We start from the raw sequence: 20,232 nt of genomic DNA on the forward strand, positions 1-20,232 counted from the left end.
AAGCAAAGGTATCCTCTTATGCAGAACCAATGGCAAGAGCATGCATGATGGATGCTGCTGCATACTGTGTTGAAAATCCTGATACTTCAGGAAGCGGTTACACAATTACTGTGGCAAGTCTTAAAAACTGCTCAGAAGCAAGTATCCAAACTCCTGGTGGAAAGGTTATATTATCTGGAGCCAATTCTATTAAATGTGATTCTACAGGTTCAATTTATTCTGGTGGTGTAACAGGTTCTTTAGAGGGTGTGACTGCTTACCAAGCATACTGCTATGTTACTCAGGATGGTGGTGGATTTAAGTGCGAAGTTAAATAATTTAATAGGGCAGGCATGAGCCTGCCCATTCAATTCTTATGAAATTCAAAAACTCTTATATATGAATTTTAAAAACTTTTTCCTTCCTGCTTCTTTCTTTTTTATTATCTTCCTTTATCTCTTCTCACTTCCTCCAATTCTTTCAACAGGTGATGGAGGAGAACTTATAGCAGCATCATTCGGACTTGGCAGTCCTCATCCTTCAGGCTATCCTCTTTATGTTCAGATTGGTAAAATATTCAGTCTTCTTCCTGCTGGGAACATTGGAATCAGAGTTGAGTTAATCTCAGTTTTTTTCTCAATACTTACACTTTTTCTCGTATACTTTATGGTTTTTAAACTTTCAGGACAGAATCGTGAGGCATCCTTTGCTGCTATTGCATCTGTGATTTTTCTTGCTCTGTCCTACTCATTCTTTGGACAGAGCATAGTGGCAAAGTTTTATACTTTAAACTCTTTTTTTGTTATGCTTTTAATTTTATGTGGGACAATTGTAGTTTTAAATGGATATGACAGAAGAATGCAATTTATTGCTTCATTTATTTTGGGGCTTACGCTTTCAGCGCATCATACAGGATTTATGATGATTGTACCCCTTGGTGTTCTTGGATTTTTTTATTTCAGAAATTTTTTACGAAATCTTCCATTGAGTTTTCTCTTTTTCTTCCTTGGCTTTTCAGTTAATCTTTATCTCTTTATAAGAGACATGAAAGGAAATCTTTTCACCATGATACCTGTAATTGACATGGATTCTTTCTTAAAGGTTTTTTTAAGAAAAAACTATGGAGCAGGTTCATCAATTGATGTTACAGCCTCTGGTTTTGTTAATTTTTATGGATATTTCTACGCTTTTAAAAACTATCTTTACCTTATTGAAAAAAATTTTACTTTGTTTTCTATACCTTTTTTCATTCTTGGAGTTGTGTGGCTCTTTAAAAAATCAAAAAAACTTTTTATATTTGTTTTAACATCCTTTTTTATCTATTCAATTTTTCTTGCAAAGTTAACATTTTCAATGCAAAATCCTGACATTCATGAACTTTATGTGATAGGACATCAATATTTTATTCCATCCTTTGCCATTTACTGTGGTATAGTCGGGTTGGGGAGTTATTTTATATATAGCATTTTTGAAAAATATGGTTTTTACTCTCTTAAAAAAATTGTTCCAATTATTGTAATTTTCTTCCCTTTATTAATGATATTTGACAGGCTCACAGATCAGTATCAGGGAAAAAACTATGTTCCCTATTCGCATACAAAAGGGATTTTTACATCTCTACCAGTAGCATCAATTTATATGACCTACGGAGACAATCATGCTTTTCAGGGATGGTATTTAAAACTTGTTGGAAGATACAGAGAAGACATATGTCATATTGTTCTTGATGACTATAAAACCATGGTCTGGGCACTGCATGGCTGTAAACCCTATAGCCTTTACAGAGGACTTTTTCCTGAATTTTTTGATGGAAATTTGATAGATCTCACTGAAAAATACAGATATTACTCAATCATTGCTTTATCAGAAAAACATCCCCTTTATACCGTGGTTGACAGTTACCCTTATTTTTATATCTTCATTTATCTTGGAAAATCATCGGATAAAAGAAATTTTGATACATTTTTCATGGAAAGGATGAAAAAAATTGAACCTTTTTTAAATTATGAAGACTGCCTCACCCATACAACAGACGATGTTTACACGCTTCAGCTATGTAATTTCTCTACAATTGGATATATAAGCATCGCAAAAGCATATGAAAAAGCATCCGATAAAGACATAGCAGAAGTGGTATTTGATCAGAAATTAAGCTACGGCGATTTTACAGCACCCTTTAGGATGAAGCTTAAGGTTAATGATGAAAATGAAAAATATCTCAGCATTTACAATGCAGTAAAAAAATACAATAAAATGGATAAATTTCACCTATCAGGGAAGAAAAATGAAAAAGATTAGTTTATTTTTTCTCACAGTGCTTTTCATAATGCTTTTAATTCTTTATCTAAGACTTTTTTTACAGCAAAAAGACTTTATTAATGAAGCAAAACAAACAAATAGTCCAGTAAAAGCAATCAGTTATTATGAAAGAGTTATTCTGTCATATATCCCATTGAGTCCTTATAACAGAGAGGCAGTTAATGGAATTCTTGAGCAATGTAAAAAAATTGATAATGAACAGAAACTTTACTGTTATGAAACATTGAGAAGCGCTCTTTATCAAGTAAGAAGCTTTTATCAGCCCTACAGAGAGGAAATTAAAAGGCTTGAACCTCTTATCGCAGAGATTAAGACACATGAGATGATTCAATGGAAATATAATAATCTTTCAGAGAGGGATTATCAGCGTCTTTACAATTATAATATTGAAATCCTACGTTATGATGGTTCTCCATCTGTATTCTGGAGTATGGTGTCTGTTTTATCTCTTTTTGCATGGATTTGTTCTGTTTGCTTTATAATTTTTAAAGGATTTAAAACTCCAATAAATAAAAGATATCTCCTATGGGGATTGACAGGATTCATATTGTTTTTTAGCCTATGGATTATAGGGCTTTATAATGCATAAGCCATGAAAATTCTTATTTTACCACTTTACGGAATAGGCGATACATTGATGACAACTCCAGCAATTGAGACTCTGAAAAAATCCATTGACTGCAAGATTGTCAATATATGCATGTTCAAAAGCACTTATGAAGTCCTTCAAAACAATCCCTTCATTGATGAACTCATTTATTTTCCCTTTTTAGAACAGAGTTTTTTTAATTCGTTAAAATTTGTTTTTGCACTGAAAAGATTTGATTGCGCAATAAATTTTTATCCTTCAAACAGAAGGGAGTATAATTTATTGAGCTTTCTTACCAGAGCAAAAATCAGACTGGGGCATAGATATTTAAAAAGAGATTTAAGAGAGCTTAACTTTCTTAAAAATCGCACTTTAAAGGAAAACCCGGATCTCCACAATGTAGAAGAAAATCTCAGAATTCTTGAGCTTCTTGGGATAAAAACAGATAATGCTCCAGCAATGAAGATTTATCTTGATCAAGAGGAAATTCAACAAGGAAAGGCATTTGTAAAAAAACTTTCTCAAAAGTCAGTAAAAGTGGGTATTCATACAGGAACAAGTAGTTTTAAGGGACACAGACAGAGAAGATGGCAAAAGGAGAATTTTCTGGAACTTATAAATAGTCTGCCAGATGTAGATTTTTTCCTCTTTGGCACAATAGAAGAAGAACAGGAAAATAAATTTATATTCAATAATGCGAAATATGGTAATGTAATTATTATTCAAAATACACCTATTCGTAAAGTGGCATCAATCATTGCTCATCTTGATGCATTTGTTTCAAATGATTCAGGACTTATGCATCTTGCTGCTGCGGTAAAAGTACCTGTCGCAGCTATTTTTGGCCCTACAAATCCAAAATGGGTTTATCCATGGGGTGTAAAACACAGAATAGTAAGAGTTAATTTAAATTGTTCTCCATGTTTTTATTACTCTCCAGAACCTCTAAAATGTAAATCCGGGCTTGATTTTAAATGTTTAAAAGATATTGATGTTTCAATGGTAAAATCAGCATTGGAGTCATTAATTAAATCATAAATCTAATTTTACCCTTTCCTTCTCTTTTAGCTAAATAAGCGCATTGGTCAGCTTCTTTTAAAAGAAAATTTGACATTTCCATAATTTTTTCTGGCATCATAAAATTAATGAACATATTTGAAAAAATTGCTGAAGAAAAAATCCGGGAAGCAATGCAGCAGGGAATTTTTGATAACCTTCCCAATAAAGGAAAACCTTTAGAACTGGAAGACTTTAGCTGGGTTCCTGAAGATTTAAGACTTGCCTATAAGATTCTTAAAAATGCAGGATGTATTCCACCAGAGATGGAAATTAGAAAAGAAATAATTGACCTTAAAGAACTTCTCAAAACAATAGATGACGATGAAGAGAGAATTAAAAAAATCAGAGAGCTCAATTTTAAGTTACTGAAGTTCAACATTGGAAGAAAACAGCCCTTTTATCTTGAAGACTTCCCTGAATACGAAGATAAAATAATAAAAAAATTTATAGGATAACGGAGAGGGAGGGATTCGAACCCCCGGTGGTTTTACCCACAGCGGTTTTCGAGACCGCCCCAATCGTCCACTCTGGCACCTCTCCAGAAAGTTTATAATAAATTATATCACTTATAAAAATGGAAAAAGTAGTTGTTGCGATGAGTGGAGGTATTGACTCAGCTGTTACAGCCTATTTATTTATCAAAGAAAAAAGGGCTGTAGAAGGAGTGTTTTTTATTCTCTTTGACGAGCCACCAAACATAGAACTGGCAAAGAAAACTGCGGATTTTCTCAGAATAAAACTTCATATTGAAGACCTAAGAGAAGATTTTAAAAGATATGTTATCAATCCCTTTTTTGAAAGATACAAAAAGGGACTCACGCCAAATCCATGTATTCTTTGCAATAAATACATAAAATTTCCCGCTCTTAAAAGAATTGCTGATAAGGTATCTGCGAATTTTTTTGCCACAGGTCATTATGCGAGAGTGTTGAAAAAAAACGACAAATGCTTTCTTCTTAAAGGTATTGACAAAAAAAAAGATCAATCCTACTTTCTTTATGGAATAAACAGATTATTTCTTAATCAACTTCTTTTACCTCTTGGAGAATATACAAAACAGCAAGTTAAAGAAATTGCTCAGCAGGCTCAAATTCCTTCTAAAGTTGCTGAGGAAAGTGCAGAAGTCTGCTTTCTCAAAGACAAAAGATACTATGAGATTCTTAAGCCAGCATCTTATGGCCCTATAATTGAAGCATCAACTGGAAAAATTATTGGACAGCATGGAGGAATACATCTTTTTACCATTGGACAAAGAAAAAGACTGGGAATTTCATCTCCCTATCCTCTTTACGTAGTAAAAATAGAGCCGGCTATAAATGCAGTCTATGTTGATTCAAAGGAAAAGGCTTTTATGAAAGAATTTTATGTTAATCAACTGAATTGGCTTGTTGAGCCTGAAACTAATAGTTTTACCTGTGATGTTAAAATTCGCTATGCCATGAATCCTGAGAAAGCCTTCGTAATCATAATTGATAAAGACAGAGTCAGAGTAACTTTTGATGAGCCTCAGTTTGCACCAACACCCGGGCAGAGTGCTGTTTTTTATAATGATGAAGTTGTTTTAGGTGGAGGAATAATTACGGAGACAGTGCAAGGCTTCTGAGAGCCTTTGTCTCATCAATTCCAAACATAATGTTCATGTTCTGCACAGCCTGTCCTGATGCACCTTTTACAAGATTGTCTATAGCAGAGACAAGAATAAGCCTTTTTGTGCGGGGATTAACAACTGTACCAATGTAACAGTAGTTTGTTCCTTTTACATGCTTTATACCCGGGATTTCACCTTCTGGCAGAATCTGAATAAATGGCTCATTCTGATACTGTTGTCTAAGAATTTCTATTGCATCAGCAGTGGATAAATCTTTGTTCATACTGGCATATATTGTTGATAAAATTCCTCTGTTTAAGGGCAATAGATGGGTTGTAAAATCAATGGTTATTGAACTGCCAAAGGCAAAACCAAGTTCCTGCTCTATCTCAGGTGTGTGTCTATGTTTTGCCACATTGTAAGCCCTGAAATCCTCATTTACCTCACAATAGTTTAAACTGATTTCAGCTTTCCTTCCTGCTCCAGAAACACCAGAGCAGGAATCAATAATAATTGTAGATGCCTCAATCAGTTTATTCTTTAAAAAAGGATAAAGAGGAAGAATCACACTTGTAGGATAACATCCTGGATTGGCTATGAGTGTTGCTTTCTTTATTTGTTCCCTGTAAATTTCTGGCAATCCATAAACTGCTTCTTTAAGTAGCTCAGGATATAAATGTTGAGTTTTATACCATTGTTCATAAATACTTGCATTCTTAATTCTGAAATCAGCAGAAAGGTCAATTACTTTTTTGCCAGCCTGAAAAAGTTCTGCAGCCACCTGTTGAGATTTTCCATGGGGGAGTGCAAGAAAATAAACATCTGCTCTACTTTTGATTTTTTCAATTTGAAGACTTTCAAATTTAAGCTCTTTATAAATAAAAAAAGCAGGGAAAATCTCTGAAACTTTTATCCCTGCTGATTTTTCAGAAGTAACTCCGACTATCTCAACTTCATCATGCAGAGCAAGAATTCTTAAAAGCTCACTTCCTGTATAGCCACTTCCTCCGCATATGAAAACTTTTAGCATTTTATCTTTTGGAGAACTGAAATCTCTTTCTTGCCTTTGGCTGTCCGTATTTCTTTCTCTCTACCTCTCTTGGGTCTCTTGTAAGAAGTCCTTCTTTTTTGAGCTTTGGCTTAAGGTCTGGATTAAGATTTACAAGAGCTCTTGCAATTCCATGCCTGATAGCTCCAGCCTGACCACTTAAACCACCTCCATCAACTTTTACAATTGCATCATACTTGCCAGTCACACCTGCTACATGAAAAGGTTGCATAAGTATCATTCTCAGGGTTTCTCTTGGAAAATACTCTTCCACTGGTTTTTCATTAACTGTGATTTTCCCTGAGCCAGGCATTAGGATTACCCTTGCGATTGACCTTTTTCTTCTTCCTGTAGCTAAATTTTCAGCCATTATCTTCACCTCAAAAATTAACTTATTTTCAGAGGTTCAGGCTTCTGTGCAGCATGAGGATGCTCCGAACCTCTGTAAACTTTCAGTTTTTTTATCATTTTTCTGCCCAGTCTTGTTTTTGGAAGCATGCCCCAGACAGCATCAACAATAACTTCCTCAGGTTCTTTTTCAAGCCTTTCTTTAAGAGTTTCTGCTTTGAGATTGCCCATAAAACCAGTGTGATGATAATAAACTTTGTCAGTAAGTTTTTTTCCAGTTATCTTAATCTTCTCAGCATTGATAATTATAACAAAGTCTCCATTATCTACATTGGGAGTATAAGTTGGTTTGTGCTTGCCCATCAAAATCTTTGCGATTCTTGATGCAAATCTCCCAAGAGTCTGCCCATTTGCATCTGCAATATACCACTGTCTGTTAACTTCTTCTTTTTTTACAAAAGCGGTTTTCATTTTTATACCTCACCCCTAAAAATTTAATTATGAGCTAAAATTATAAAATACCTTAAAAATTAATTATTTGTCAAATAATTAAGGGATTGTCTCTATAAATGCATATTTTGGTTCATGAAGAGGAATAACCATATCAGTCATCGCTTTAGCTTTTAAAACTATGTCATAGGCTTCATAGGAATTTATAAGGGTTCCTGGAGGAATCACCTCCATGCCCATACCAAGGATTTTTGGTGGAGGATTAAGGTTTTCTTCAATTATACAAAATCCTGTTATTAAAAAATTGCCTTTTTCAGTATTTATGAGAACAGACATACCGCCCGGAGTATGGGCTGGCATATGAATCATTTTTATTCCTGGAAGAACTTCTGTATCTTCCGTTAATGGTATAATCTGACCATTGCTTTCAATCTCAGTAATAAAGTCTTCGTTGTATCTAAAATCAAGGGGATGAGGATTATGAACCTGCTTAAGCTCATTTTCATGAACATAAAATATGGCATTCACGCATTTTGAATCATTTTCACAATGGTCATTATGTAGATGTGTGTGTATTACAATATCAATATCTTCAGGCTTTAACCCCCATTTTGCAAGCCCTTCCTCAAATTTGTAAACTTTTCCAACAGCTTTTTCAATCTCAGTTGAACTACGAGGAGCAAACTCTCCTGTATCCACCAGAATGTTCTTGTTTCCACCCTCAATATACCATGAAAATATAGGTATAACAAATGGTTTACCATAGTCATGTTGATAGGTCATCATACCTTTGTCAAAAATTTTTGCTCCTACTACAATTGGATGAATCCTGTAAATCATTTTATTATATTAAGTATTTTTTACAAAATTATGTCAAGTTCATTTTCTAATTTAAAAATTCCTTTCGGAAATGATCTAATAAAATAACAGAGAAAGTCATCTGTCCTAAAAATTTTAAACTATTAATAAAGCGAGGTATTCTCTTATTGCTTTTGATGAAAGCGCAAAATTGCTAAATTTGGGTAAAAAACTGTAAATATTGTAATGGTTACTTTTTTTGAAATCTGCAGGATAAGGCAATACATTAAGGCCTGTTTTTTTAAAAAGTTTTTCTGCCCTCTTCATATGATAGGCTGATGTAACAAGAATTAATTTTTTAAAATTCTTTTGCCTGCATATTTCACTGACATAAAAAGCATTCTGAGATGTATCCTTGCTTTTACTTTCTTCAATAATTTTACCAGATTCAACTCCCAATTCTTTTAACATTTGAGCCATTGCTGCTGCATCTGAAATCTTTCCTTCTATAGCTCCACCAGAAACAATAACAGGAAGTTTAGTTTTTTTATAAACCACATAGCCTGCAAATAACCTGTTTAATGTATCCTCATTAAGAGAGCCTACGGAATAGGCACCTCCTCCAAGTATAACAATGGCATCAGCATTTAATTCTTCAAAAGCTTTATGTCTTTCAAGTGGATAAAACAACAAATCCTTTACAGGCTCAATAGATATTAAATAAACAAATAAAGCTGATAAAATTGCTAAAAAGCGAATAAATTTTCTTTTTTTCTCTAATACTGCTATCAAAAGAAAAATTATTATTAAGATGCCAGGTGGCAAAATCAAGGAAGTCAGAAATTTTTTCAGAAAAAACATAAAATTAAGTATAGCAAAATTGCCTGTTCAATGCAAAATTAAGTATAATTTTAAATTATGGAAACAATAAGAATACCAAGAATAATGAGGGAAATATCCAAAGATTTAAGAGCAAAGGGGAAATCTATAGGATTTGTTCCCACAATGGGTGCTCTTCATGAAGGACATATCTCTTTGATAAAAAGAGCAAAGCAAGAAAATGATATTACTGTTGTAAGCATCTTTGTAAATCCAACACAGTTTGCTCCAGGAGAAGATTATGAAAAATATCCAAGAGATGTGGAGTCAGACAAAGAAAAACTACAAACTATTGAAATTGATTATCTATTTCTACCCGATGTTGAATCTCTTTATCCAAAAGGATACAGCACTTATGTAACAGTAGAAGGTCTCAGTGACAAACTTTGTGGAAAATTTAGACCGGGCCATTTCCGAGGTGTTGCCACAGTGGTTTGCAAGCTTTTTAACATTGTAAGACCTACAAGGGCATATTTTGGCCAGAAAGATTACCAGCAATCATTAATAATCAGGAGAATGGTTGAGGACTTAAATTTTGACATTGACATTGTTGTCTGTCATACAATAAGGCATGAAGATGGATTAGCAATGAGTTCACGAAATCTCTATTTAAATGAACAAGAGAGAAAATCAGCAACTGTTATATACAAAGCTTTACAGCAAGGGGAAAAACTTTTAAAAGAAGGAGCTGAACCATTGGATGTAAAGTTGAAAATGATGGAAGTTATTAAAAAAGAATCACTTGTAAAAGAAATCCAATATGTTGGAGTCTTTGATCCAGAGACACTTGATGAAGCAAAAGAAAAACAGAAAAAATACTTACTTGCTGTTGCTTTAAAAATTGGAGATACAAGATTGATTGACAATCTTCTTGTTGAAGTCTAATCTTTAAATGTTTCCCTGATTTTAAGAAATTCATCAAAATTATTAAGGAAAATATCTAAAAGTTGAGGATCAAAATGGCTTTCCCTGCCTTTTTTCATAATATCAATTGCTTGCTCAATACTAAAAGCTGGCCTGTAAACCCTATCTGATGTTATAGCATCAAAAACATCGCATACAGCAACAATTCTTGCATAAATGTGTATTTCTTCTCCTTTTAGCCCGTAGGGATATCCAGAGCCATCCCATTTTTCATGGTGTTGTTCAGCAATTATTTTTCCTGCTTGTAAAGTGATAAATTTTGGCTGGGAAGTCAAAATTCTTCCACCTATAATAGTATGAAGCTTCATTATTTCAAATTCTTCAGGAGTTAGCGGACCAGGCTTTTTCAAAATATTGTCTGGAATCCCTACCTTACCAACATCATGTAATGGTGATGCATAAAATATAATATTTTGTTCTGACTCTGGCAGTCCTATAAGCTGAGCAAGAAGCTTGGAATAATAACTAATTCTTCTAATGTGCTGTCCTGTTTCTTCGTCTCTGAATTCAGAAATCATACCAAATTTTACCACCATTTCATACTCTGCTTCTTTTGCAAGCTCAAGTGCCTCTCTCAGTTCCTTTGTTTTTTTCATTAACTCTTTCTGCAAAACTTCATTTATATTTCTTACTAAATCTTGATATTTTTTAACCTGTAAATTGTTAATCACCCTGAGTTTTAGCTCTTCTGCATCAAAGGGTTTTGGAATAAAGTCATTTGCTCCATGTTTTAAAGCATTTTTTCTTTCCCTATCATCTCCAGAAAGAACAACAACAGGAATGTGTGATGTTCGAGAATCAGATTTTAAAACTTCTAAAACCTCTATCCCGTTCATTCTTGGCATTCTTATATCAAGAACAATGACATCAGGAGTGTGGTTTTTTAGAATTTCCAATGCTTCTACTCCATCCCTTGCTGTAAGAATCACAATATTTGGAGAATCTATAAAAATAGCAGATATTAATTCCAGGTTTACAGCTTCATCATCAACTACTAAAATTTGGGAAACTTCTTCAAACATGGTATGATATATTAACAAAATGATTGCATTATTGCAAAGAGTAAGTAAAGCAAGCATAGAAGTTGAAGGGAAAAAGGTATCAGAAATTGGGAAAGGTATTGTTGTTTTTATCGGGATACAGAAGCAGGACAGTGAAAAAGATGCCCAATATCTTGCAAATAAGATTATTAATCTGAGAATTTTTGAAGACAGCGAAGGTAAAATGAATTTGTCAGTAAAAGATATTTCTGGTGAAATCATGGTTGTATCAGAGTTTACTCTTGCAGGTGATTGTAAAAAAGGGCTGAGACCTTCCTTTGACAGAGCAATGCCTCCTCTGCAGGCTCAGAAATTGTATAATCAATTTATTGACTTTTTGAAAAATACAGGAATCTCTGTAAAAACAGGAGTATTCAAAAGCTATATGCATGTATATCTGGTAAATGAAGGACCTGTCACATTTATATTAAATACGAGGTGAGCCATGTTTGAAAGATTAAGAGAAAATCAATATTTCAATGAAACTGTAAGTTTTTTAAAAGAAAAAAATCTTTATGAAAGCTCTTACCTCGTTGGTGGAAGTGTAAGAGATGTATTGCTTGAGCGTGAAATAAAAGATATTGATTTTGCAATACCCTCTGATACAATTGAGCTTGCACGGGAGTTTGCAAAAAAAATTAATGGAAGTTTTGTTTTACTTGATGAAGTTTTTTTAATTGGCAGAGTTGTAAAGGACAGTATAACAGTAGATTTTGCCCAATTAAGAGGTGACTCAATTGAAGCAGATTTAGCAGAAAGAGACTTTACTGTAAATGCTATGGCAGTAACTCTTGATTGCAATAAATTGATTGATCCTTTTAATGGATTTCAGGACTTAAAAAACAAATTGATAAAAATGGTCAATGAAGAAAATTTAAAAGTAGACCCTCTGAGAGTGTTGAGAGCTTATAGATTCCATGCTACAATTGGTTTTGAAATAGAGGAAAATACCAGAGAAGCTTTAAAAAGAAATGCCCATTTAATGAAGATAACCGCACGAGAAAGAATAAAGGAAGAACTCTGGAAGACTTTTTCAACCTCTCATAGCTTTAAAACAATTAAATTAATGGCTGAAGACGAAATATTTAAAGCTATTTTTAAAACAAGTGAACCTCCTGACATTGAAGCATTAAAATTTGCTGAAGCTATTCTGTCTAATTCAAAAAGAGAGATCAAAAATTTAAGTTGTTTCAAATTTGCCTGCTTATTTGACTTTCACGCAATTGAATTAATAAAACAAATAAAACCTTCACGAAAAGAGCAAAAATTTGTTGAAGATTTAATTCAGGCTGGAGCAAAAATTAGAAAAATAGAGACATTGCTTGATAAAGTAAAATTTATAAGAGATTTTGAAAATATTCTTTATCCAGCTTTAATATTCGGAATGAGCAAGGATCCACTAAAAACAGCAAGAAAATGGTTTTATGATGAGATTGAAGATTTTTATAAAAAAGTTTATTTAAAAAACAAAAAAAAGCTTCCGCTTTTAAAAGGCGAAGATATACTTTCACTCGGATTTAAGCCATCTGCTGTTGTTGGAGAAATTCTCGAAAGAATAGAAATCCTTGTCCTGGCAGGTAAAATCTCAAATAAAGAGCAAGCAATTGAGGAAATAAAAAGGCGTTATCTTTTAAATATATCTGCTCCGTAACAGTCTATGGCAACAATCACAGGAAAATCTTTAAGTAAAAGTTTTTTCACTGATTCAGGACCAAGCTCAGGAAAAGCTATCTCCTGTGCTGAAACTATGTGTTTGCTTAGGAGTGCTCCAACTCCGCCTGTTGCAAGAAAATAAACAGCTTTGTATTTCTTTATAGCTTGCCTGACTTCTTCTGAACGTTGTCCCTTACCTATCATTCCTTTGAGTCCAAGGGAAAGAAGAAGGGGAGCATATGAATCCATCCTTGATGAAGTCGTTGGTCCTGCTGAACCTATAACCTTTCCTGGAGGCGCAGGTGTTGGTCCTACGTAGTATATTATCTGTCCTTTCAGGTCAAAGGGTAACGGTGCATCATTTTTTATTAATCCAACAATTTTTTTATGTGCCGCATCCCTTGCTGTATAGACATAGCCATTTATTAAAACAATATCTCCTGCTTTTAAATTTTCCACCACTTCATCTGTAAGCGGTGTTTCAATATTTATCATATTTCTGCCTCCTTGTGTCTTGCACAATGGCACTGAATATTTACTGCAACAGGAAGTGATGCAATATGACATGGGGCATACTCAATGTGAACAGCCAGTGCTGTAATATTACCACCAATGCCCATAGGACCGATATTAAGAGAGTTTATTTCCTCTAACAATTCTCTCTCAAGCTGAGCATAGGCAGGATTCTTGTTAGGTTGTCCCAGCTTTCTTAAAAGAGCTTTCTTAGCGAGAATTGCTGATTTTTCAAAGTTTCCTCCAATGCCAACTCCAACTATTATTGGCGGACAGGGATTGCCTCCTGCATTTTTTACTGTTTCAATAACAAAATCTTTCACTCCCTGAAGTCCTTGAGCAGGTTTAAGCATCCGAAGAGCAGACATATTTTCACTACCTGCTCCTTTTGGTGCAAGTCTGATTTTTAGCTTGTCTCCAGGAGTTAATTCAAAATGAACAATGCAAGGGGTGTTGTCCTTTGTATTTTTTCTTTCAAAAACAGGATCATCCACTACCGAAGCCCTTAAATATCCATCTCTTACTGCAAGCCTTACACCTTCATTGAAAGCATCCATAGGATCACCATCTTCATAAATTACTTCAGTTCCCCATTCAACAAAAATAACAACAACGCCTGTGTCCTGACAAAGGGGGATTTTATCTTCAATAGCTATTTTTTGATTTTCCATAATCTGTCTGAGTATTTCTTTTGCTAATCCAGATTCAACCTGATAAGCCTCTTTCAATGCCTTTGAAACATCCTCAGGCAGACAGATCACTGTATCCATGTAAAGTTTTCTAACTGTTTCTATAATCTCTTCCTTGCTGATTTTCCTCATATCTCAATTAAATACTTAATACCCTCCCCTCTTGATAGTTTTTCAAATGCTTGAGAAATCTCAGAAAGAGAAAATTTTCCTGAGATAAGCTCTTTGAGCTTTAGCTTACCAGATTTAATTAAATTCACAGCATCTTTAACATCCTCTGGAGTATAATGAAACACACCTTTAAGTGTTATTTCGCCATAGTGAAGTCTGCCTGCATCATAGCATACCTCTGTGCCAGTCTTGAGTCCTCCAAAAAGCAAACTCATGCCACCTTTTCTCACATAATTTACTGATTTAACCCATATTTCCTTTTGTCCTGTGCATTCAATAACACTGTCAAAACCGAAACCATCAGTAAAATCAACTGGATTTTCTTGAGAATTGTAAACTTTATCAGCACCAAGGCTTTCAGCCAGAGCAAGCTTATTCTTATTTCTTCCCATAACTACCACACTTATACCCATACTTTTTAAAACCTGAAGAAAAAGAAGACCAACCGGACCTGTTCCTATTATGAGAATTCGGTCTTCCTTTTTGGGATTAAGAGCCTTTACTCCGTGAACTATACAGGAAAGAGGTTCTAAAAAAGCAGCTTCTTCAAAATCTATATTTTCTGGCTTGTGAAACATGTTCTGCCTTACAACTCTTTCCTTTACAACAATATATTCAGCAAAAGCACCAAGCATCATTTCCTTTGTTAGAGTATCGCAGAGATTAAAAAGTCCTCTTTTACAATACACGCAATCTCCACATGGTGCTGTGTGAACAAGCATAACTGCATCTCCGGTTTTGAAGCCATTTACACCTTTACCAACATCCTCAATAACTCCGGAAAATTCATGGCCAAAAGGTCCTGGCATGGGAATGAGAGGATGTCCTCTTAAATAGGCTTTAAGATCAGTGCCACAGGTAAGTGCTGCTTTTATGCGGACAAGAACTTCTCCTTCATTTATTGTGGGAACAGGTTTTTCTACAACTTCAATTTTATTTGGGCATATGAGATAGGCTGATTTCATTGTATTTCATCCATTTTCAAGCTTTTTTCATAGAGTTCTTTTTTGCTCAATCCATAAAGCTCAGCTACTATTCTAACAGCTTCTTTTCTTCCTTTTCCTTTTTTCATAAGATCTTTTACTTCAATCAAAGCCTCTTCAAAGCTCTGAGTAGTCTCATGAGCACCTTCGATGATTATAACATATTCACCTGCTATCTTAGAATTTTCAAGTTTTTCAATTACTTCTGAAAGCCTACCTCTTAAAACCTCTTCAAACATCTTAGTAAGCTCTCTTGCAACACAGCAAACTCTGTCTCCGAAGACATCCAGCATGTCTTCAAGGGTTTGCAAAATCCTGTGCGGTGCTTCATAAAAAACAAGGGTTCTTTTTTCTATGCTCAGTTCAAGAAGTTTCTTTTTTCTCTGCGACTGTTTAACAGGAAGAAAGCCTATAAAAGTGAATTCTTCTGTAGGAAGTCCAGAAATACTCAATGCAGTTATCAAGGCTGTTACACCCGGGATTGGTATGAGTTCTATCCCTTCTTCAATAGCCCTTCCGATAACCACAGCACCAGGGTCTGATATTCCTGGAGTTCCAGCATCAGTAATAAGCGCAACTGAATGTCCTGAACGAATTTTTTCAATTATTTCTTCTGCACGCACTTTTTCTTTCTCTGACCAGTAACTTATAAGAGGTTTCTTTATTTCGTAATGGTTAAGAAGTTTTAGACTGTGCTCTGTATCTTCACAGGCAATATAGTCAACTTTTTTTAAAGTCTCAATTGCCCTTAAAGTTATGTCCTCAAGATTACCAATTGGCGTTGCTACTATATAAAGCCTTCCCTGAGACATTTATTCTTCCTTCAATAACTGTCTAAGGCGTTTGTCAGCTTTTATTATTTCATCTACATTCTCACCTGTGATATCCCAGCTGTATTCACCTTTTTTATCTCTGTGGAGTTTTATTTTAACAGGCTTTTTTGGCTTCGCATACTGAAGCGTTTTGTCTTTTTTAACCTGAACCTGCGGCTGACAAAAGGAATTATCTGGCAGAACAGTAAGCGCAAAAAATAAAAAGATTATAAAAATTACTCTCTTGAGAGACTTTAAATTATACAATTCAGGCATTCTATCCTCCAAACCTGTTTGTTATAGGAAAACGCCAGTCTTTACCAAGGCAGACAGGGGATACCTTTATGCCCAAAGGTGCCTGTCGTCTTTTAAATTCTGCTCTTTTGACCATCTGTAGCACCTTTTTTACAGTGTCTCTGTCAAAATCTTTTTCAATTATTTCTTGCTGTCCCATACATTTTTCAATGTGAAGATATAAAATCCTGTCAAGCACTTCATAAGGTGGTAGTGTATCCTGATCAATCTGTCCTGGTTTAAGCTCTGCAGAAGGCGGCTTTTTAAATACTCTTTCAGGAATCCTTCCACGGGATGCCCATCTTGCAACTCTGTAAACCTGAGTTTTATAAACATCCTTAATTACTGCATATCCACCAGCCATGTCACCATACAGGGTTGCATAACCAACAGATAGTTCTGACTTATTTCCTGTTGTTATTACAAGCCATCCAAATTTGTTTGAAACTGCCATGAGAATGTTACCACGGATTCTGCTCTGGATGTTTTCTTCTGTAACATCCTGGGGAAGGTCCTTAAAGGTATCTGAAAGGGATTTAAGATATTCCTCAAAAAGTTCATCAATGGAAATTTCAATTAATTCAATTCCAAGATTTTTTACAAGCTCATACACATCTTGTCTGCTTTCCTTTGATGTGTATCTTGATGGCATAAAAACACCAATAACTCTATCTCTACCCAGTGCCTCTACTGCAATCAATGCAACAAAGGAAGAGTCAATTCCTCCACTTAATCCAAGACATACTTTTTTAAAGCCATTTTTGTTAACATAATCTCTCAATCCTGTGGTTAAAGCCTTGAAAATCTCCTCTTCTTCAGTCATTTCATATGCAGACTCTTTTCTGCTCAGAACGACTTTGCTTTTTGCTTTTCTTTTTAACGGAATTTTAATAATTTCTCTATCTCCAAAACAAATTTCCCATCTTATCTTTGGCTCACGCAGTCTTGTTTTTGTGACTTCCTCAATATCAAGATCTGCAATTATTAAATCTTCCTCAAAGGCTTTTCCCATAGCCATAATATCACCTGATGGTGAAATAATAAGACTTCTCCCATCAAAAACTATCTCATCCTGTCCACCAACCATGTTTAAGTAGCAGACATAAACTCCCATGTCATAGGCTCTTGTTGTAAGCATTCTTGTTTTTTTCTGATACTTCCCTGCATAAAATGGTGATGCACTTATATTTATTATTAATTCCGCACTGTTTGCTACCTGAATAAGCCCGGGAAGAGAGGGATGAAAGATGTCTTCACATATATTCACAGCAAAAAATACTCCATCATATTCATAAACAGGAATTCTGCTTCCAGGCTTAAAATATCTCATCTCATCAAAGACACTGTAATTGGGAAGATAAATTTTATGATAAACATCAATCAAGCTTTGATTTGCAATAATAGCAGCAGAGTTATAAAGATCATCCTTTTTCACTGGCAAACCAGCAATTACTATGAAATCTTTAACATTTTTAATTATCTCATTTAAAGCTTCCTCTGCTTTTTTTATAAAAGCTGGATAAAAAAGAAGGTCTTCAGGATTGTATCCGGTTATGGCAAGCTCTGGAAAAACAATAATTTCTGCTTGTTTAGTCACTGCTTTATCAATGTATGAAAGAATCTTCTCAAGATTCCCTTCAATATCTCCAACAACAAGATTTATCTGGCATAGTGCTAATCTCAGGGTTCTCATATATTACAGGTTGGACAGCATTTTATTGCATCAAAGGCATAAAGTATTCTTTTTTCCTTTGGTAGCTTTTCAGAAGGATATGGCATAAATTTCAGGGATGAAGCAAACAAATCCTCTTTTTTTGGAATATCCATTGTTTCTTTAACTTCTCCTGTAAGGATATTTATCAACCTTCCCTGTCTTCCATCTGTTACCATAGCAAATGGAATCTGATAGGGCTCAACAACTCTACAAAAAGCAAGCATAAATCTTTCCCATGACTCAATACTTGCAGGAGTGCATTTTATAGCATACAAAACCTTTTCCTGTAGCCTGATAAGTATATCTACACTGGTTATAAACCTTTCTTTCTCAGAAACAACAACTTCATAGCCTCTGTTAAGCTCAATGTTGTCCAATGTATAGCCACGCTCAATTAAATATTGAATCATTAACCTTTGAATGTATCCGATGCTTTGCGCAAAAAGTTCTTCCTGTTGCTTGAGAATATCTCCAATAAGTTCCTTCCTTTCTTCTGGAAAATCTGGCGTTTTATTAAGTGGTAAATACATTTAAGCCTCCTTTTTCCAAAAAATTCTTTATTTCAACACAAAAATAAAAGAAATTCAGTTTCATGCAAAAACTATCATCTTTCAATATTTTTAAACAATAAAGGCTAAAAAATCAAACTATAAAGAATGACAAATAATCATTTTTATTGAATAGCTTTATTTATTTTGCCACACACTGGGCAGGCGGGGTCTTTCTGGGCTTTGAAAGTTTTAAAGTCTTGGCTCATTCCATCCCAAACAAAAAGCTTGTTTTTAAGATTCTTGCCAATTCCTACCAGATACTTTATTGCTTCCAGTGCCTGAAGCGCTCCTATTACTCCAGGAGTTGCACCTACCACGGGAAATGTCTCTTTCGGTGGTGCTTCAGGAAAAAGACATTTAAGACATGGTGTTTCAGGAGGCTGAATAAAACTTAACATTCCCTGTGCTCCATAAATTGCACCAAAAACAAGAGGAATACCCTTGTTTATTGCAACTTCATTAAGAATATACCTTGTCTCAAGATTATCCATACAGTCCATGATTATCTGTGAATCTGCTACAAGAGCATGAGCATTTTCTGCTGTAATCTTTTCGGTAACAGGAATTACTTCCACATCAGGATTTATTGCACTAAGGGTAATCTTTGCTGAAAGAGCTTTATTAATCCCGATTCTTGTATGACTGTGCAGTATCTGCCTATTTAAATTGGTAATTTCTACACTGTCAAAGTCACATATGATTATTTTTCCCACTCCTGCAACAGCAAGATAAATTGAAACAGGGCTTCCAAGACCACCTGCACCAGCAATAAATACAGTGGAATTCTTAAGCTTTTTTTGACCTTCCTGTCCCCATCCATCTATTAGCATCTGACGGTTATATCTTAAGAAATCCATCCAATGACCTCTTTCATTTCTTTGAGAGTCTCTCCAGCTATTTTCTTTGCCTTTGTAGAGCCTTCACGGGCAATTTCAATCAGCAAAGAAGGATTATCAATTATATGCTGTCTTTTGTCCCATATGGGTTTTAAAGTATTAATTACATGTTTTATAAGAATTTTTTTACAGTCAACGCAGCCAATGCCTGCTGTACTGCAGCCTTCAATTATTTCCTTTTTTTCCTCCTCTGTGGAGAATATTTTGTGCAGATCAAAAACAGGGCATTTCTGAGGGTCTCCTTTGTCTGTTCTTCTTTTGCGTGCTGGGTCAGTAACCATTGTTCTTATTTTTTCTGTAACTGTTTTTTCATCATCACTTAGATAAATGGCATTTCCATAGCTCTTTGACATCTTTCTTCCATCAGTCCCGGGTACCTTCGGAAACTCTGTAAGCAAAGCCTCTGGCTCAGGGAAAAACTCTTTTCCATAAAGATAGTTAAATCTTCTTGCAATTTCACGAGAAATCTCAAGATGTGGAACTTGGTCAATTCCAACAGGTACATACTTTGCCCGATAAATTATTATGTCTGCTGTCTGAAGTACTGGATAACCAAGAAATCCATAGGTATCAAGGTCTTTATCTTTAATCTGCTCTTTCTTCTCTTTGTAAGTGGGGACTCTTTCAAGCCATCCAAGTGGTGTAATCATGCTTAAAAATATATGAAGTTCTGCATGTTCAGGGACCTGTGACTGAATGAATATGGTTGATTTTTCAGGGTCAAGCCCTGCTGCAATAAAATTCATAAGAAGATCAACTGTCCATTGTTTTATCTGCGAAGGATTTCCATATCCAGTTGTCAATGCATGCCAGTCTGCAACAAAAAAATAGCATTCATATTTGTCCTGAAGCCTCACCCAGTTTGAAAGAGCTCCAACAAGATTTCCAAGATGAAGTGGTCCGCTTGGCTGCATTCCACTTAGAACTCTGTCCAT

The 20,232-nt window shown here is 34.8% G+C and carries 24 protein-coding genes and 1 tRNA gene; 9 read left to right on the forward strand and 16 right to left on the reverse strand.

Annotation, left to right across the window (positions count from 1 at the left end; genetic code table 11):
• The 5 genes from ACP5O9_RS06025 to ACP5O9_RS06045 all read left to right on the forward strand — a co-directional run.
• Nucleotides 1–317: prepilin-type N-terminal cleavage/methylation domain-containing protein (locus ACP5O9_RS06025; RefSeq protein ID WP_428723626.1), on the forward strand; the 317-nt coding region annotated here is incomplete at its 5' end.
• A gap of 61 nt (nt 318–378) precedes the next feature.
• Nucleotides 379–2,277, forward strand: a complete 1,899-nt coding sequence (locus ACP5O9_RS06030) for a glycosyltransferase family 117 protein (RefSeq protein WP_428723627.1) — start codon at nt 379–381, stop codon at nt 2,275–2,277.
• On the forward strand, nt 2,264–2,887 hold the full coding sequence (locus ACP5O9_RS06035; RefSeq protein ID WP_424905036.1) for a hypothetical protein: 624 nt from the start codon (nt 2,264–2,266) through the stop codon (nt 2,885–2,887). Before ACP5O9_RS06030 ends, ACP5O9_RS06035 begins: the two co-directional genes overlap by 14 nt.
• A gap of 3 nt (nt 2,888–2,890) precedes the next feature.
• Complete coding sequence (locus ACP5O9_RS06040; protein ID WP_428723628.1) at nt 2,891–3,925, forward strand: glycosyltransferase family 9 protein; 1,035 nt, start codon at nt 2,891–2,893, stop codon at nt 3,923–3,925.
• A gap of 107 nt (nt 3,926–4,032) precedes the next feature.
• The gene (locus tag ACP5O9_RS06045; protein ID WP_353685908.1) at nt 4,033–4,401 is read left to right on the forward strand and encodes a DnaJ family domain-containing protein; all 369 of its coding nucleotides are present in this window, start codon (nt 4,033–4,035) and stop codon (nt 4,399–4,401) included.
• Here the strand turns inward: ACP5O9_RS06045 and ACP5O9_RS06050 are convergent.
• Nucleotides 4,402–4,486 (reverse strand) — tRNA-Ser (locus ACP5O9_RS06050).
• 34 nt (nt 4,487–4,520) lie between these two features.
• Between ACP5O9_RS06050 and mnmA the strand changes: the two genes are divergently transcribed.
• Nucleotides 4,521–5,549: an MnmA/TRMU family protein gene (gene mnmA / locus ACP5O9_RS06055; protein ID WP_428723629.1), complete on the forward strand. Its 1,029-nt coding sequence runs from the start codon at nt 4,521–4,523 to the stop codon at nt 5,547–5,549.
• On the opposite strand, the gene argC is transcribed toward mnmA, so the two are convergent.
• The 5 genes from argC to ACP5O9_RS06080 all read right to left on the reverse strand — a co-directional run bounded on the left by argC (nt 5,524) and on the right by ACP5O9_RS06080 (nt 9,039).
• Nucleotides 5,524–6,564 carry an N-acetyl-gamma-glutamyl-phosphate reductase gene (argC, locus tag ACP5O9_RS06060; RefSeq protein ID WP_353685910.1) on the reverse strand — a complete coding sequence of 347 codons (1,041 nt, stop codon included), beginning with the start codon at nt 6,562–6,564 and terminating at the stop codon, nt 5,524–5,526. The two genes, mnmA and argC, sit on opposite strands and share 26 nt — an antisense overlap.
• Before the next feature lies 1 nt (nt 6,565).
• Nucleotides 6,566–6,952: a 30S ribosomal protein S9 gene (gene rpsI / locus ACP5O9_RS06065; RefSeq protein ID WP_353685911.1), complete on the reverse strand. Its 387-nt coding sequence runs from the start codon at nt 6,950–6,952 to the stop codon at nt 6,566–6,568.
• Between the two features lie 17 nt (nt 6,953–6,969).
• Complete coding sequence (gene rplM, locus ACP5O9_RS06070; RefSeq protein WP_353685912.1) at nt 6,970–7,401, reverse strand: 50S ribosomal protein L13; 432 nt, start codon at nt 7,399–7,401, stop codon at nt 6,970–6,972.
• Between the two features lie 78 nt (nt 7,402–7,479).
• Entirely contained in the window at nt 7,480–8,220 is a 741-nt protein-coding gene (locus ACP5O9_RS06075) for an N-acyl homoserine lactonase family protein (RefSeq protein WP_428723630.1), read from the reverse strand.
• A gap of 114 nt (nt 8,221–8,334) precedes the next feature.
• Entirely contained in the window at nt 8,335–9,039 is a 705-nt protein-coding gene (locus ACP5O9_RS06080) for a YdcF family protein (RefSeq protein WP_428723631.1), read from the reverse strand.
• Between the two features lie 57 nt (nt 9,040–9,096).
• Here ACP5O9_RS06080 and panC point away from each other — a divergent pair, with 57 nt between their 5' ends.
• Entirely contained in the window at nt 9,097–9,942 is an 846-nt protein-coding gene (gene panC, locus ACP5O9_RS06085) for a pantoate--beta-alanine ligase (protein WP_353685915.1), read from the forward strand.
• On the opposite strand, the gene ACP5O9_RS06090 is transcribed toward panC, so the two are convergent.
• The gene (locus ACP5O9_RS06090; RefSeq protein WP_353685916.1) at nt 9,939–11,003 is read right to left on the reverse strand and encodes an HD domain-containing phosphohydrolase; all 1,065 of its coding nucleotides are present in this window, start codon (nt 11,001–11,003) and stop codon (nt 9,939–9,941) included. The two genes, panC and ACP5O9_RS06090, sit on opposite strands and share 4 nt — an antisense overlap.
• A 19-nt stretch (nt 11,004–11,022) precedes the next feature.
• On the opposite strand from ACP5O9_RS06090, the gene dtd reads away from it, so the two are divergent.
• Both dtd and ACP5O9_RS06100 read left to right on the forward strand, forming a co-directional pair.
• A complete protein-coding gene (gene dtd, locus ACP5O9_RS06095; RefSeq protein ID WP_424905041.1) occupies nt 11,023–11,463 on the forward strand; it encodes a D-aminoacyl-tRNA deacylase in 441 nt (146 codons plus the stop codon).
• 3 nt (nt 11,464–11,466) lie between these two features.
• Nucleotides 11,467–12,672, forward strand: a complete 1,206-nt coding sequence (locus ACP5O9_RS06100; protein WP_428723632.1) for a CCA tRNA nucleotidyltransferase — start codon at nt 11,467–11,469, stop codon at nt 12,670–12,672.
• On the opposite strand, the gene ACP5O9_RS06105 is transcribed toward ACP5O9_RS06100, so the two are convergent.
• The 9 genes from ACP5O9_RS06105 to trpS all read right to left on the reverse strand — a co-directional run bounded on the left by ACP5O9_RS06105 (nt 12,645) and on the right by trpS (nt 20,232).
• Nucleotides 12,645–13,169, reverse strand: a complete 525-nt coding sequence (locus tag ACP5O9_RS06105; RefSeq protein WP_353685919.1) for a Fe-S-containing hydro-lyase — start codon at nt 13,167–13,169, stop codon at nt 12,645–12,647. The genes ACP5O9_RS06100 and ACP5O9_RS06105 overlap by 28 nt on opposite strands.
• A complete protein-coding gene (locus ACP5O9_RS06110; RefSeq protein WP_428723633.1) occupies nt 13,166–14,008 on the reverse strand; it encodes a fumarate hydratase in 843 nt (280 codons plus the stop codon). The genes ACP5O9_RS06105 and ACP5O9_RS06110 overlap by 4 nt, the downstream gene beginning before the upstream one ends.
• On the reverse strand, nt 14,005–15,012 hold the full coding sequence (locus ACP5O9_RS06115) for a zinc-dependent alcohol dehydrogenase (protein ID WP_428723634.1): 1,008 nt from the start codon (nt 15,010–15,012) through the stop codon (nt 14,005–14,007). Before ACP5O9_RS06115 ends, ACP5O9_RS06110 begins: the two co-directional genes overlap by 4 nt.
• On the reverse strand, nt 15,009–15,842 hold the full coding sequence (gene rsmI / locus ACP5O9_RS06120) for a 16S rRNA (cytidine(1402)-2'-O)-methyltransferase (protein WP_353685922.1): 834 nt from the start codon (nt 15,840–15,842) through the stop codon (nt 15,009–15,011). Before rsmI ends, ACP5O9_RS06115 begins: the two co-directional genes overlap by 4 nt.
• Nucleotides 15,843–16,118 (reverse strand): hypothetical protein, encoded by a 276-nt coding sequence (locus ACP5O9_RS06125; protein ID WP_353685923.1) that lies wholly within the window; start codon nt 16,116–16,118, stop codon nt 15,843–15,845. It lies immediately after the preceding gene.
• Between the two features lies 1 nt (nt 16,119).
• Entirely contained in the window at nt 16,120–17,829 is a 1,710-nt protein-coding gene (locus ACP5O9_RS06130; protein ID WP_428723635.1) for an NAD+ synthase, read from the reverse strand.
• Nucleotides 17,826–18,380, reverse strand: coding sequence for a type I restriction enzyme HsdR N-terminal domain-containing protein (locus ACP5O9_RS06135; protein WP_428723636.1), 555 nt, complete (start codon nt 18,378–18,380; stop codon nt 17,826–17,828). Before ACP5O9_RS06135 ends, ACP5O9_RS06130 begins: the two co-directional genes overlap by 4 nt.
• Nucleotides 18,381–18,523: 143 nt before the next feature.
• Nucleotides 18,524–19,258, reverse strand: coding sequence for a HesA/MoeB/ThiF family protein (locus ACP5O9_RS06140; protein ID WP_353685926.1), 735 nt, complete (start codon nt 19,256–19,258; stop codon nt 18,524–18,526).
• A complete protein-coding gene (gene trpS, locus ACP5O9_RS06145) occupies nt 19,246–20,232 on the reverse strand; it encodes a tryptophan--tRNA ligase (protein WP_353685927.1) in 987 nt (328 codons plus the stop codon). Before trpS ends, ACP5O9_RS06140 begins: the two co-directional genes overlap by 13 nt.

Origin of the sequence: Thermodesulfovibrio sp., assembly GCF_049969575.1 — a bacterium.
Lineage (GTDB): Bacteria > Nitrospirota > Thermodesulfovibrionia > Thermodesulfovibrionales > Thermodesulfovibrionaceae > Thermodesulfovibrio > Thermodesulfovibrio obliviosus.